Source organism: Snodgrassella sp. ESL0304 (genome assembly GCF_013344995.1).
In the GTDB taxonomy this organism is placed as follows: domain Bacteria; phylum Pseudomonadota; class Gammaproteobacteria; order Burkholderiales; family Neisseriaceae; genus Snodgrassella; species Snodgrassella alvi.
The window spans coordinates 1-15,554 of the sequence record NZ_JAAEDR010000001.1; the positions used below are offsets into that span (position 1 = coordinate 1).

At 40.5% G+C, this 15,554-nt stretch carries 8 protein-coding genes and 1 tRNA gene; 8 read left to right on the plus strand and 1 reads right to left on the minus strand.

Annotated features, from left to right (window positions below; genetic code table 11):
- Nucleotides 1–271 precede the first annotated feature (271 nt).
- Entirely contained in the window at nt 272–991 is a 720-nt protein-coding gene (tsaA, locus tag GYX91_RS00005) for a tRNA (N6-threonylcarbamoyladenosine(37)-N6)-methyltransferase TrmO (protein ID WP_084549868.1), read from the minus strand.
- A 907-nt stretch (nt 992–1,898) separates the two neighbouring features.
- Between tsaA and GYX91_RS00010 the strand changes: the two genes are divergently transcribed.
- From GYX91_RS00010 to GYX91_RS00045, 8 genes are all read left to right on the plus strand, one after another.
- Nucleotides 1,899–2,648 carry an electron transfer flavoprotein subunit beta/FixA family protein gene (locus tag GYX91_RS00010; protein WP_078474288.1) on the plus strand — a complete coding sequence of 250 codons (750 nt, stop codon included), beginning with the start codon at nt 1,899–1,901 and terminating at the stop codon, nt 2,646–2,648.
- An 11-nt stretch (nt 2,649–2,659) separates the two neighbouring features.
- Nucleotides 2,660–3,604, plus strand: coding sequence for an electron transfer flavoprotein subunit alpha/FixB family protein (locus GYX91_RS00015; RefSeq protein WP_174829645.1), 945 nt, complete (start codon nt 2,660–2,662; stop codon nt 3,602–3,604).
- Nucleotides 3,605–3,781: 177 nt separating this feature from the next.
- Nucleotides 3,782–4,834 carry a low specificity L-threonine aldolase gene (locus GYX91_RS00020; protein ID WP_100125464.1) on the plus strand — a complete coding sequence of 351 codons (1,053 nt, stop codon included), beginning with the start codon at nt 3,782–3,784 and terminating at the stop codon, nt 4,832–4,834.
- Nucleotides 4,831–5,439: a YigZ family protein gene (locus GYX91_RS00025; protein ID WP_078474291.1), complete on the plus strand. Its 609-nt coding sequence runs from the start codon at nt 4,831–4,833 to the stop codon at nt 5,437–5,439. Before GYX91_RS00020 ends, GYX91_RS00025 begins: the two co-directional genes overlap by 4 nt.
- 70 nt (nt 5,440–5,509) lie before the next feature.
- Nucleotides 5,510–6,790 (plus strand): phosphoribosylamine--glycine ligase, encoded by a 1,281-nt coding sequence (gene purD, locus GYX91_RS00030; protein ID WP_100125463.1) that lies wholly within the window; start codon nt 5,510–5,512, stop codon nt 6,788–6,790.
- Nucleotides 6,791–7,675: 885 nt separating this feature from the next.
- A tRNA-Gly gene (locus GYX91_RS00035) sits at nt 7,676–7,749 on the plus strand.
- A 321-nt stretch (nt 7,750–8,070) separates the two neighbouring features.
- Nucleotides 8,071–8,559: a DUF6678 family protein gene (locus tag GYX91_RS00040; protein ID WP_100125462.1), complete on the plus strand. Its 489-nt coding sequence runs from the start codon at nt 8,071–8,073 to the stop codon at nt 8,557–8,559.
- A gap of 1,354 nt (nt 8,560–9,913) precedes the next feature.
- Nucleotides 9,914–15,554 (plus strand): ESPR-type extended signal peptide-containing protein (locus tag GYX91_RS00045; RefSeq protein ID WP_143557990.1); only part of this gene is annotated, 5,641 nt, incomplete at its 3' end.

Sequence of the window (15,554 nt, forward strand, 5' to 3'; positions counted from 1 at the left end):
TGGTAACGAATTTCACTGGTAAAGGTAATGAAATTTGCCAAACAGTGGATAAATTATTGCTATCAGCATTCATTTCTGTTAATTATCCACAGCAAACAATAGTATCAGAAAAATTATCCACATAATCCACAAATCATCCGCAGATGCATTTAATAACTTATCTACAAATAAAAATATGATTTATAGTGATATTTTAAGTTTTCCACAGGATGTATGGCTTCGTCTTTGTCTTCATCCATTTATTATTTATATTTTTATTTGAATAATAATTCTAAATTCCGATATGTTCGCGTAATCCGGTTACTTCAACAGATTTACCTCTGAATTGAAATAAAACATCAAAATTACCCAGATGCATAACAAAAACTTTGTCTGTATGGTGCTGATGCACCGGTCGCGGATCTTGAGCCAGACTTTGATTAACTAATTGAAAATATTCTGAATCTAATGAAAAAAATTGCATTTGATTTAATGCATACTGTGACCAGTGAACTGTCAGTAATTCGCGTTCATGTGCAAAACTGCTGTGTGCATAAGGTTTAGCCTCAACAAACGGAATATAGGGTTTGATATCAATTACAGGTGTCTGATCGAGAAAATCCACACCGCTTACATACAATCGAATCTGTTTGTTACATTCAATCCGCTTCAGTTTTACCAGTGATAAACCTAAATGATTGGGCCGGTGCGGACTGCGGGTTGCAAAAACCCCTTTTTTTTCTTTACCACCCAGTTTTGGAGGACGAATTAATGGTTGCCAGCCATCTTTAATCGTGGCATGAAAAACAAACTGAATCCAGATATATTCATAATCACTTAAACCGCGTACACATTCGGCAGTAAACTCTGTGGATAATTCTATATATGCCTGAGCTGCCGGTACCAGACCGGGCTGCCGGGCGACCCCAAATTTTTGTTTATAGGGAGAATAAATGTAACCAATCGGACGGATTATCCAGTGCGGACTGGTATTGACTGCAGAATCAGACATAAAAGCAATATACATTATTTTGAATCAGAATAGCTGTATTGTACGGTAATTGGTGTATATGTCTGTATATAAATTGTGGATAAATTATTCAGTTTATTGTTTTTTTTGATTTTGTTTTTTCCGGTAGCCTAATTATGGTATATCACCATCATCATATTGATATTTTGTAATGAAATTTTATAATTAAATTAACGGATAAGTATAAAATTTATCCTGTTTATCCGGATGATGTGCATTTGTGAATAAAAAATGATACTTTTGGAATATACTAGTCTGTCCGGTTAGCCGGCTTTAAATATTTAAAAAAACATTATCAATAATTAAAATAAACTGATCTTGCCTGTGGATAATTAATTATTGCCGGCTAAAAACAGCTCTTATTTGCTGGTCTGTTTAAGAACAGGTTATCAGACTGATTGTTTCAGGAATATAACTGGTAAATCGGTATTCTGTCGCTGACTGAGAGCTGATATTTGAACTGTGGCTGAATATAACAGAGTAGGGAAGTGGTTAAATATATGATTTATCAATAGTTAATTACTATATTTTCCTATCGGATCTGAGCGGCAGCTGTGTTTATTTCAGAAGCAGAAATCAGAGTGAATGAATATTTCTATTTTTATTGGTGCTTATTAAACCATAATGTAAACTTCAGATAACCGGTCTGATTTAATACTGGCCGGCTGACAGTTATTCACAGCAGTTCTGACTGGCAAAAAGATATTACAGATTGATTATCGGCAGTTTGCCTGTATTTCTGTTACTATATCCGGTTAAATATAAGTGAGTAGTCATAATTAAATTACACTGATTAGCTGATTTATCTGTATTGCGGTGGTTAATCTGCAATCAGAATACCGGTAATCACTGATGGTTAGCGGTTATGATTAATCTAAGGGTGGTTCAGATGAAAATATTGGTAGCGGTAAAGCGTGTTGTCGATTACAACGTGAAAGTGCGTGTTAAACCTGATGAATCAGATGTGGATATTGGCAATGTGAAGATGTCGATGAATCCGTTTGATGAAATAGCTGTGGAAGAAGCTGTGCGTTTAAAGGAGGCCGGTAAAGCCACTGAGGTGGTGGTGGTATCTTTAGGCGTAAAACAGTGTGAAGAAACTTTGCGTACAGCTCTGGCAATGGGTGCTGATCGTGCCATTCATGTTGAAACAGATGAAAAGCTCGAGCCGCTGGCCGTGGCTAAGTTATTAAAAGCTGTGGCCGAAACCGAGCAGCCGCAGTTGTTGTTGCTGGGTAAGCAGGCAATTGATGATGATGCCAATCAGACGGCACAAATGCTTGCCGCTTTAATGCAGCTTGCGCAGGGTACTTTTGCCAGCAAAATAGAGCTTAAAGCAGATGAAGTGCTGGTTACCCGTGAAATTGACGGCGGGCAGGAACAGCTGGCGCTGAAATTACCTGCTGTAATCAGTACTGATTTGCGGCTGAATGAACCTCGCTATATCAAGCTGCCGAATATTATGCAGGCAAAAAAGAAACCGCTTGAGAAAAAAACAGTAGCTGAGCTGGGTGTCGATATCAGCCCGCGGTTAGTACAGTTAAAGGTAACTGAACCGGCTGAGCGGGCTGCCGGCATCCGAGTTGGAAATGTGGCTGAGCTGGCAGACAGATTGCATCACGAAGCAAAAGTCATTTAAAGGAGATATTAATGTCGGTATTGATTATTGCTGAGTATCAGCAATCCTGTCTGGATGAGGCCACTTTGCATGCTGTATCTGCGGCACAGCAACTGGGGGAAATTGATATTCTGATAGCCGGGCACAATGTGGCCGGTATCGCTGCTCAGGCACAGCAAATTAGCGGGGTACGAAAAATATTACTGGCTGATGCTCCTGACTATGCTCAGGTATTGGCGGAAGCAGTAGCTCCGCTGGTAGTGCAACTTGCTGATTCATATGATCATATTATTGCAGCAGCTACTTGTTTCGGTAAAAATTTGTTACCGCGTGTTGCTGCTTTACTTGATTGTGCCCCTGTTTCTGATGTTGTTGCCATTATCGACAGTCAGACCTTTGTTCACCCGATTTATGTCGGAAATGCTTTGCAAACAGTGCGTAGTGAACAATCGAAACAGTTGCTGACAATCCGGACTACCGCATTTGCTCTGGCAGAATCTGCTGGCGGGCAAGCGGCAATTAAATCTGTTGCCGCTGTTCCTGTGCCTGAATTAAGCCGTTTTATTGAACGTAAACTGACCAAATCAGATCATCCTGAGCTGACTACTGCTAAAGTGGTAGTCAGTGGCGGACGTGGTTTGGGCAGTGCTGAAAATTTTGCTGCACTTCTCAACCCGCTTGCCGATACCCTGAATGCAGCTATCGGTGCTTCACGCGCAGCTGTGGATGCCGGTTATGCTCCGAACGATTATCAGGTAGGGCAGACAGGGAAAGTAGTCGCACCGGAGTTATATATTGCTATTGGTATTTCAGGAGCCATTCAGCATCTGGCCGGAATGAAAGACAGTAAAGTTATTGTGGCTATTAATAAAGATGCTGATGCTCCGATTTTTAATGTAGCTGATTATGCGCTGGTTGCTGATTTAAATACTGCTGTACCAGAACTGCTTGAACAGTTGAAGGCTCTCGGACATTAAATTGCTGATGGTTGTTGAATAATGTTTCACGTGAAACATTATTCAACAGTTTGACCTTGAAACAAACGGGTAGAAAGTATCCGGTTTGCTGTAACTGATTGCCGATAAACTGCCTGAATAAACCCAGTATTCAGGCAATTTTTACGATATCTTTTATAAAAAATTCAGCTTAAAACAATGAACCGATTACATGATAATCAGAGTTATGCTTTTGCATCAGATAATTATTCAGGTGTTCACCCGAAAATTATCCAGGCACTGACAATCGCTAATGGCGGACATCAGCCTGCTTATGGTGCTGATGTGTATACGCTTGCTCTGCAACAGAAAATCAAACAGTTATTTGGTGAGCAGGCTGAAGCTTTTCCGGTATTTAACGGAACCGGAGCCAATGTTACCGCTTTACAGGCATTGTTGCCGCGCTGGGGTGCGGTGATTTGTGCGGAGAGTGCACATATTCAGTGTGATGAAGGAGTGGCGCCTGAACATCTGGCCGGCGTAAAGCTCCTGACGGTTGCTACTGATGATGGTAAATTAACCCCGCAACTGGTAGCCCGGCAAGCCTGGGGTTTTGGAATGGAACATCGTGCTCAGCCGGCAGTTGTGTATATCAGCCAGACTACTGAGCTGGGTACTTGTTATAGTGTGGCTGAAATCCGTGATCTGGCCGAATATTGTCATAAACATAATATGCAGCTTTATCTGGATGGAGCACGGCTGGCGAATGCACTGGTAGCGGAAAATACTGACGCCAGAACCATGATTACTGATACGGGTGTGGATATGCTTAATCTGGGCGGTACTAAAAATGGTATGCTTCAGGGCGAATGTATCATCAGTATGCGCGCAGATACTCATGCTGCTATGCCGTATCTGCGTAAAATTAATGCTCAGCTTGGTGCAAAAATGCGTTTTATTTCAGCACAATTTCTGGCATGGCTGGAAGACGATCTGTGGCTGGATCTGGCCGCCGGCAGTAATCTGATGGCAAAGCGGCTGGCTGCATCACTGACCGCAATTGAGCAGGTATCGGTTACTCAAAAAGTTCAGGCAAATGCCATATTTGCAATATTACCTGCTAATGCTCGTGCCCGTTTGCATCAGCAGTTTCATTTTTATGACTGGGATGAAAGCAAAGGAGAAGTACGCTGGATGACCAGTTTTGATACCACGCCTGAACAAGTTGATGCATTTGCGGCCGCAATCAGGCAGGCTATTGCGGAAAAATGAGTACAATTTATCAGTACACAACGCTGGCAGCACCGGCACAGGCTGAATTTAAAGATAAAGGCAGCCGTTTTCTGGCCTTTGCCTATCCGGTGCAGGATGAATCCGAAATTCGCCAGTATGTGCAAACTTTGCGGGAACAGCATCATAAGGCACGTCATTGCTGTTTTGCCTGGCGTCTGGGCGTAGACGGTAACCGTTATCGTGCCAATGATGATGGAGAACCTGCCGGCAGTGCCGGCCGGCCGATTCTCGGACAGATTGATTCTGCGAATATCACTGACATTGTAGTGATAGTGATACGCTATTTTGGTGGTACTTTGCTGGGAGTGCCCGGGCTGATCCATGCTTATAAATCTGCTACTGCGGCAGCGATAGAAGCTGCTGATAAAATTTGTCTGGATGTATGCCGGCAATTATGGCTTTATTGTGATTATGCTCATTTGAGTGAAGCAATGCGCTGGTGCCGGCAGCAGCAGGCACAGATAATACAGCAGGATCTGCAGCAGCAGTGCTGTCTGTCTGTCCGCCTGCCGCTTGCTCAGCTGGAAAGCGGGCTGTCATCTTTACGCAAGCTGCGGATGATTGATGTTAAACTGGATAACTGAATATTACTGGTTAATGCTATAAAACGCAGCCGGCTGGCTGCATACACACCTTATTTTGGAGAAGGGGTATATGAAATTACTGGTTATCGGCAGCGGCGGAAGAGAACACGCTCTGGCCTGGCGTCTGGCACAGTCTCCCAAAGTAAATACGGTTTATGTTGCTCCGGGTAATGCCGGTACTGCAACAGAACCAAAGCTGCTCAACCTTGCTGTAACTGATCATCAGCAGTTGATTGCCTTCTGTCGTGAACAGCAAATAGCATTTACAGTAGTCGGTCCGGAAGCACCACTGGCAGCGGGTATTGTGGATGATTTTACTGCCGCTGGTCTGGCTGTTTTTGGTCCGAGCCAATATTGTGCTCAGCTGGAAAGCTCAAAAGATTTTGCTAAGGCGTTTATGGCCAGAACGGGTATCCCCACAGCTGCCTATCAGACTTTTACTGATGCTGAAGCTGCTCATCAGTATATCAGTCAGAAAAGCGCACCGATTGTTATCAAGGCTGATGGTCTGGCAGCCGGTAAGGGAGTGATTGTTGCCATGACACTGGCCGAAGCTCATCAGGCTGTAGATGATATGTTGCGGGACAATGCTATGGGTGCTGCCGGTAGCCGGGTGGTAATCGAAGATTTTTTACAGGGAGAAGAAGCCAGCTTTATTGTTATGGTGGATGGTGAGCACGTTTTACCTATGGCTACCAGTCAGGATCACAAACGCCTGCTTGATTTCGATAAAGGTCCGAATACCGGCGGAATGGGTGCTTATTCTCCTGCTCCGGTAGTGACTGAAGCTGTATATCAGCGGGTAATGGATGAAATTATTCTACCTGTAGTAAAGGGGATGCAGGCTGACGGCCACCCTTATCGCGGCTTTCTGTATGCCGGTTTGATGATAGATGATAGCGGAGCACCATATACCATAGAATTTAACTGCCGGTTTGGTGATCCTGAAACTCAGCCGATTATGTGCCGGTTACAAAGTGATCTGGTGGAGCTGATAGAAGCTGCTCTGGACGGCCGGCTTGATACGGTGACCGCTGAATGGCGAGATCAGGCTGCTGTTGGTGTGGTACTGGCGGCGGCTGGTTATCCACAGGATCCGCGTAAGGGAGATGTAATTTCCGGGATTGCTGAAGCTAATCAAACCGGAAAAGTTTTCCATGCCGGTACAGCGTTTAATTCCCGGCATGAACTGGTTACTCATGGCGGACGGGTATTATGTGTAGTCGGATTAGGTGCAGATATCAAAACTGCACAAACCAAAGCTTATACTGCTCTGGCATCGATAAAATTTGCCGGTATGCAATACCGGCATGATATTGGTGCAAAAGCATTGAAAGCTGTGGATAACTAAATCTGATTTTTATATTTTATCCTGTTTATCAACAGATATTTTAATTATGTATTCTGTTTAGTTTAGCCGAACAGAATACTTAATTTTTTGGCTAAACCAGATAATTAGTATGCACTATCAAATTATTAAGATAAATTTTGATTATGATGATATTCAAATTTAGCTTAGCACAGGAAAATGATAAGAATATAAAACTGTAACTGAATCGATTCTGTGGATAAATATAAAAATGATGCTATGGATAATGCTGTCTATAACTTGATTACATTCTCAGCAGTTAAAATAAATCGGCATATTCATTAACGATTTTGAGGAATCAGTATAAAACTGTTTTATGCGAAAAATTTGAACAGGTTTCAATAAGAGGATTTTAGCATCAGAATATTCTTTATTAACTGTGTATTATCAGCAATTATAATCAAAATTAAATATGAATTATTCAGATATCGATTATTGATAACAGACACCATATAAAATGATAGATATCATCAATACTGGATTGTATGCACATAGTCATTTATCCAGTATTTATCCACAGTCGCCGGATTTTCGGCTAAAAATATGGTTTTTATGTTCCGGCCTGTTTAGCACCTATTTTATTTAAAAGTATGCTGAAATTTTTCCCAGAAAAGATGTTAACTATCAGTGATCAGTAAATTTCAAATCAGGCCTAATAATCTGTCAAAATTTCAATGGCCGGAGAAAATAATCTGTTGCAATTCTCAGTAAATCAAACAAATATTGAATAGGCGATGCTAACTATTGCTGTACCTAATCCTGAATTTCTAAACCGGAGAGAAGTGATATCTGGTTGTTTGGTACTAATAAGATTATAATAAAATAACTTCTCGGTAACATTACCTACTTACAATAAGCGTTTTTTGAGCGGATATGATGTAGTGGTAGCATAACTGCTTCCCAAGCAGTTCGGGCGGGTTCGAATCCCGTTATCCGCTCCAAATCTTCTTTTGATAAGTCCATGGGTAATGATAATCAGTCTGCTGCTATATTCATTCCGACAGTTTTTTTGAGTATCTTATCTTATTTCCTATGATGTGTTTGAGGTTAGATAAATACTTCAGTCATTACTGGGTAATATTGCTTGTTCCGATTAATTTGACATTAAAAAATAAGCAGATATCGCTGCTAACCAATTTATCAGTTCGGCTTAACAAACCTGCTGTCAAATCTGTATCCTGAAATGTCAGTGCTGACATCAATATTTTCGTTTGATATGCTTGGTTGAATTATCAGTGTGAAATATACAATGCCGGAAATATATGTCTTCAAACAAGCCGAACTTAGCAACAGAATTATATGAAGAATATAAAACTATTATTAGTCACCATAGCAACTATATCTGTAAGCTAAAAATAAAAGTTTCTGCCATCATTGCAAAAAGACAACTTGTTTCATTTATGAATGACATTAAATGGCTTGAACTTCAATATGCAGTTAAAGAATTATCATTTCCGCCTCCGTATATACTGCGATGTGTTACCGATGGTGACGATATTGCAGAACCTTTTTTTGAAAAAATACCCTGGTGGATAGGTGACTGGTCAAATTATTATCATGAAGGTATACCTGCATTATTTAATATTGAATGGATAAAAGTATACCCGCAATTAAGCAAATATCGCGGGCGTTTAGTGGAAAATGAAGTTTTAGATGAAACAGAAGCTTTCAGGACAATACTTAACCGGCTGAATATACCTTATGACAGAAAAGATAATATTTTTACTATTTATGGATATAAAAACCCTTAGCATTCGATAAATATAAAAATTTACAGAGTAAATAATCCTATTTTTTGTTTTATTACGAACACTTTTTTGCTTATTCAGCGAAACTAGATATTGAAAATCAGTGATCTACTTAAAGAATAAGTTTAATATGTCTTGTTTTATTAGAAGAAAGCCTGCGATTAGATATCTGTGGAGAAATAACTAAAAGATAAATTTCTCTTAATTTGGATAATAAAAATATATTTTATTAATAAAGAGTTACAACAAGAACAATATAATCTGATATTTGGAGACTGCAACCATGATTTGCTGTCAATAAAGCAAGTATTGAAACATCAGAAAAATCTTCGGGAATATTTGATCGATATTTGTAGTTATATGTGGATTTATTGTCTGCTATAGAATGATATCCACAGATTTATACACAAGCTGTAAACTTTTTATTCTGGTTTATTTAAACTGATACGTATCCTATCTGATAGCAGCAAAAAAAAGATGTTTTATTTAAATTACACGGCTTGAATCAGTAATACAAAATTTATACACCGAAAAATGTGCTGTTTGCTCCACTGTTGGTTTTATTCAAAGTTTACTTATTTCATCAGCTATACCATATGTAACTGATAAAAATTTATCCCTGAAATTTGATTAAAAATCAGCAATTGCTGCCGCTAGCCGATGCTTTATGTATAGGCCTGGCTGATGTTTTCCAACTTAAGAGCAGGTTTAACTCTCTGATAGTTGGTTTATTCCTCTTATAAAGCAGAAATAGCAACTATAGTCCTGTGCATTTGATTTTATCCGCAAAAATTTATTTAAATTGATGATTTGCTTTTGTTTAATATGAATCAATTAGATTTTAAAATATTGATTTATTATATATAAATATTGCATAATAATTTAATTATATTATTAATAATTAATACTATTTTCAAAAGAGCATATTATCTTAATAGCATAAATAATAATGAAATACAAAGTAATGTGTCACAAAAATTATATATATTATAGTAGCTTAAAGAGAAAAATTTAAATCATTACGGATGCAGATCGATCGTTACTAAAATTTAACTTATTTAATATACTGTCGCTTTTATAATACATTTGATAATAAATAAACAAATAACGTATAGGAATAAATAGGTAATATAAAAAATATAAAAAATCATATAAATTAAATAGTTAAATTTATTTATTTCTAAGATTTCTAAATGATTTTGCCTGTGTTTAAGTATAAAAATGTTATTTATTTATTCGCATTTATTAAAATATTTATGTTATATTTATGAATAATTTAACTTAATTTTAATCTATCTTTAATTTATTAAAGTAATTTTGATAAACGCATGATTTTAAAAAATTAGGAGTAAACCAATTGAATAAAATATATCGTGCGATATGGAACGAATCCACTCAGACTTGGGTGGCCGCTTCTGAATTAGCAAAAAGTAAAACCAAGGCCAATGCGGTTTCCAGTGATACTGCTAAGCCATCCCTGTTGGCCAGAATGGGTCTTTGTACTTTCAGACTCGGATTACTTGCCTCGCTGATCAATATGTCTTTGTATTCTGCTGATGCAGTAGCAGCGGCTGACCGGACTTCTCTCTGGGGGTCGTTTATTAACAAGTCTGCTACTAAAACCAGCTTTAGTGCAGTTTCTATAGTAGGCGATGATAACTACTGTGGTCATGATGTTGTTCAGGGTCGTTCAAATGCAGGAAAAAAAGGAATTAGCCCACTAGAAGAATATTTGCGGTTTGCACAGAATGCAGAATATTATAGGAAAGGTGATACTCATACATATACACCGTATGGCTCAACCACCCAAGCAGAAAAATGGGGCTCTGGCAGTTGGACAAATATTATAGGTAAAGATTACGGTACTGCCGGTTTTCAGAACAAAAATACTGGTGGAGAAAATAATGTTATGCCACTGGCATATGGAGTAGGGTCTTTTTCCTATGGTTGCGCTTCATTAACAACAGGTAATTATTCCCTGGCTTTTGGTGTTAATGCTACCGCTACTGCCGGCGGAGCTCAGGCATTTGGTGTGGCAGCTGTGGCTTCCGGGCGGGCGTCCAATGCGATCGGAATTTCATCTGAAGCTACCGGTGTGTCCGGTGTTGCTCTGGGTTCTGTGGCTCAGTCTGATGGTGTGGGAAGTGTTGCGCTGGGTTTGCAGGCACGGGCTAATGCTGACGGTGCTGTAGGTGTCGGGGTAGGGGCTCATGCAGGACTGGATTCCAGCGTAGCCATTGGTAACGATAATATTCTTGCCGGCAAGCAAAGTATCGGTATCGGTTCCGGTAACGCGGTAGATGGTGAGCAATCAATTGCTATCGGCAGTGCCCAGACACCTACTACCTACAACACGGTTGACGGTACGCAGAAAAATGTAACAACACACTATACCCATATTAAAGGAAATAAAACTTTATCTCTGGGTAACAGTAATACAGGCGGGAACTTTGATACGAAGGGGAGCCTTATTACAGACGGTATTTCGGCAGCCAATACCGCCATCTTCGGTAACAACAATGTGATCAATAATGCCGTCGACGGTGCTCATATTATTGGTAGCGATAATACAGTAGGTATCTCAACAGGTATTGCAGGTACCGGTGCAACAGTAATTGGTAATCAAGCCAACATTAGTGCAGATAATGCTCTTGCTCTAGGTAATCAAACCACTGTTAGCGGTGCTGATGCTATGGCAATAGGTACTGGTGCGGTGGCTACGGTGTCTGGCGGTGTTGCTCTGGGCTCCGGTTCTCTGGCGGACACAGCTCAGGATGTTGCCGGCTATAATCCAAATAATCATGCAACCTACAGCGATCCGGAAAGTATAGTTGCCTGGAAAAGTACCAAGGGTGCTGTTGCCATAGGCAATACTGCCCAAAATCACAATACTAAACAAAATGACAATACTGAACAAAATCAAAAAAATACCCGGCAAATTACAGATGTTGCAGCGGGTACCAACCCTACGGATGCAGTTAATGTTGCTCAGTTAAAAAATCTGAGCTTTTCAGTTCCGGGTATTTTTTCGTCTGCGTCAACAAGTATTGATGCTAATCTGATTGCAGCAGATAAGACTATCATCAGTAGTTCTGCTGCAATACCTGCAAAATTTGATTCGCTTAATAGCAGCATCAGTACTGTTTCATCGCAGATAAAGCAGAAGTTTGGTGATCAGACTACTTCTGGTGAAGTAGGAGAAAATATTTCCCGGCTGAGTACATCTTTAGCAGATAATATTACTTCTATACAGAAAAAGCTCCTGCTGGATCAGGGCGGATTCTATGACGCTAAAATTTATGATGGTAAAACACCGCGTAAAATCATTCACGTAGCTGATGCAGATATCAGCAACGCCGGTTCAACCGATCTGGTTAATGGCAGACTGCTTTATGCGACCAATTCGTCGCTGAGCTCTTTATCATCCAGTATAGATAGTGGTCTGAGTACGCTTAATAGCGGTACAACTGAGGCTAAAAATATAGTTGATACTACAACCAGCCAAATCAATACTGGTATAGATAGTTATTCTACATCGGTTTCTACCGGTATCCATAATCTGCAAACAGGCATATTAAAATGGAATGGTCTGCCTGAAGGCGAATTCAGGGCTGATAATGATAATACTGACCACAAGATAACAGGTGTGGCAGAAGGTTCGTTAGCAGCTGATTCAACCGATGCTGTAACCGGCGGTCAGTTACATGCCACTAATACCAATATTAGCAGTCTGTCCAATAGCGTCAGCACAAGTTTCAGTAGTTTATCCAGCTCACTGTATGAATCTTCCGGTCTGGAAAAATTATCAACAAGTCTGAGTGATACAGGTAATCAAGTCGCTGCTTTACAAAATGATGCACTGCAATGGGATGATATTCATAAGGTGTATCGTGCCAGACACGGTGATAATGATGAAAATCAGAAAATCACTCATGTCTCTGCCGGTGTTGTTGATTTCGCTTCAACTGATGCGGTAACCGGTGGTCAGTATTATGATCTGAATACCGAGACAGATACCAGTGTAAGTACACTGACAGCAAGTGCTTTGCGCTCTGTCGGTCAGATTAATAGCAACATTTCGGCATTGCAGCAACAAGTACTGATGTTTGACGGAAAGAGCTTTAATGCACAGCGTGCCGGAAAAAATCAGGCTATTACCGGAGTAGCCGGGGCTGATTTAACTGATTCATCAGCTGATGCTGTTACCGGAGCACAGTTAGATTCAACAAACACATCCCTGAATAATTTAACGGCTTCAACTGCTACCGGACTGAGCAGTTTGTCGACACAACTGAACAGATATTCTGAAAATACGCTGCAAAGCGGTATGGAACTTGTAAACAGTTCTAATACGAGTCTCAGTGCCTTACAAAGTAATGCTTTACTGTGGAATAGTGAAGATAAGGCATACAGCGCTGCTCACGGTACGCAGGGAAACCAGAACATTACCAATATAGCGGCCGGCGAGGTAAAAGAAAATTCAACTGATCTGATTAATATGGGTCAGATTCATGTATTCTCGGTGTCTGCATCTACAAGTATCGCTGCTGTAAACCAGGCAATAAATTCATTAAATGGTTTATCTGATACTGAAATTAATCGCCTGGCTGATACCATTAGTAGCAGTCTGAGTACGGCAGGTAATCAAATAGCGGGTTTAAAGAAAAATCTGTTGTTGTGGAACGGGAACGCTTATGATGCCAGTCACGGTAATCCTGATGGTACGGGGAAAATTACCCATGTAGCAGAGGGCAGTTTGCAGTCCGATTCAACGGATGCCGTAACCGGAGGGCAGTTATACCGGACCAATACCAGAATCAGTGATCTGAAAGCAGAATCTGATAATCAGTTTAATATTTATTCCGGTAAGATTGATAGCAGTCTGGCTGCTGCGCAAACAAGTCTGAGTAATTCTATTGCTACAGATATCAATAGTGTGCATGGTAATATGGATTCCGGTGTACAGACAGCTAACTCGCATATTACTGCTCTGCAGCAGGACAGTTTATTGTGGAATGGAAAAGCTTATGATGCCAGCCATAATCAGGGTGATAATGGAAAAAACAAAATCACTAATGTGGCTAAAGGGGACATTTTACATGATACATCATCCGATGCTGTTACCGGTGCGCAGTTATTCGCTACCAATAGCAGTATAGATTCACTTTCTACTGCGTTTGACAGCAATGCATCTAAGTTTATCAGTACTACGGACAGTAATTTGAGCAGCTTGTCAGTTGCCATGCAGAATTCATCTTTTCCCGGACTGGAAAGCCTGTCTACCGGAACTCAGTCTCGTCTGGGTGAGATAAATAATCAAATTTCTGGATTACAGCAGGCATTGCAATGGAACGATGGTGCTTATGATGCCAGTTTTGGTAAAAACGGAATGCAAAAAATTACTCATGTTGCTGATGGCCGGCTGGAAGAAGGGTCAAAAGATGCGGTAACAGGTAATCAGTTGTATAACACTGATGCTGCCATCAGTAATCTGGGAGCAAGTTTAAGTACCGGTATAAATAATATTAGCAGCTCCATACAGAGTATCGCTCAAAAAAATGATGAAACGATAACTGATTTATCCGAAAAAGTGCAGCAAACTAAGAGTCAGCTGACCAGTCTGGAGACTACTACAGCAGCCGATCTGACTCATATCAATACCGGTATTTCTGCTCTGCAGGATGATGCTGTGCAATGGGATGGCAAAAATTATGTTGCCAGCCATAGTGGTAAGCCAGGCATTATTACTCATGTATTAGCTGGTAGTCTGAATGAAGGTTCGTCAGATGCAGTGATTGGTGCACAGCTACACAGCACTAACAGCAGTATTACTGATCTGGGAAATAAACTGACAGATGTATCCAATAGCTTTAGCACGGGTATCAGCAGTTTATCCACAGCTTTATATGATAATGCTGATTCGAAGCTGTCGCAGTTGGTACAAAACAGGGAAAATATTGAAAATAATATTACACATTTGTCCTCAAGTGTATCCTCTGCATTTATTTCCGCTGACAATGAAATAGCTATTCTTAATCAAAATGCATTACAGTGGAACAGCTCACTGAGTGCATTTGATGCCAGTCATGGTCAGAAGGATGAAAAACATCTGATTAAGAACGCAGCTGAAGGTGATCTGCATGCCGGTTCGACTGATGCCATTACTGCAGGTCAGCTGTATACCACCAATAGCACATTTAATGCACTGGATGATAATATCAGCGGGCGTTTTAGTAGTTTGTCAACGACATTAAGCAGTTTGATTAATACTAATGTCAGTACGCTTTCTTCCAGCATTGCCGGTCTGGATACCCGGGTGAGCGGATTAGAGCAGAATGCATTACAATGGAACAGCGATATTGCTGCTTATGATGCCAGTCGTGCAACCAAAAATCCGGCAAAAATTACCAATGTAGCTGCCGGTCTGATAGCATCAGATTCGTCTGATGCCGTTATTGGTGCTCAGTTACACAGCCTGTCAACTGTGTCTGATGGTCATTTATCCGCCTGGCGCAGTTCAATACTCTCCAGCTTAAGTACAATAGAAGATTCAGCAACTACGGCATCCGGTTCACTTTCTCAGCAGTTCGATACGCTATCAGAAAATATCTCTAACAATTTCCAAGAATTTTCCGGCAGTGTTTCAAGTGGTGTGAGCAGTTCGTTTGTCAGCACTTCAGAGATTGTTACCGGTTTGTCATCTGCTATACATGAGCATCTGAGCCAGCTGTCTGATGGTATAGGTGAGAGTTTAACCAGTCTGTCGACCAGTACGGATACTGGTATCAACACGCTTTCTTCGCGTATTGACAGCTCAGCAAGTATATTAACAGAGTCTTTAAATACCGTTAATAACCATATAAGTACGCTTAATCAGGATGCCCTGCAATGGAATGGCGGTATTAGTGCATACGATGCCAGTCATGGAAGCGATAGTGCACAAAGAATTACCCATGTAGCTGCCGGTAATGTATCAGCAGATTCAACCGATGCGATTA

Coding starts and splice junctions, on each gene's coding strand:
- tsaA (WP_084549868.1), bottom strand. CDS start 991: ATGTCTGATTCTGCAGTCAATACCAGTCCGCACTGGATAATCCGTCCG.
- GYX91_RS00010 (WP_078474288.1), top strand. CDS start 1,899: ATGAAAATATTGGTAGCGGTAAAGCGTGTTGTCGATTACAACGTGAAA.
- GYX91_RS00015 (WP_174829645.1), top strand. CDS start 2,660: ATGTCGGTATTGATTATTGCTGAGTATCAGCAATCCTGTCTGGATGAG.
- GYX91_RS00020 (WP_100125464.1), top strand. CDS start 3,782: ATGAACCGATTACATGATAATCAGAGTTATGCTTTTGCATCAGATAAT.
- GYX91_RS00025 (WP_078474291.1), top strand. CDS start 4,831: ATGAGTACAATTTATCAGTACACAACGCTGGCAGCACCGGCACAGGCT.
- purD (WP_100125463.1), top strand. CDS start 5,510: ATGAAATTACTGGTTATCGGCAGCGGCGGAAGAGAACACGCTCTGGCC.
- GYX91_RS00040 (WP_100125462.1), top strand. CDS start 8,071: ATGTCTTCAAACAAGCCGAACTTAGCAACAGAATTATATGAAGAATAT.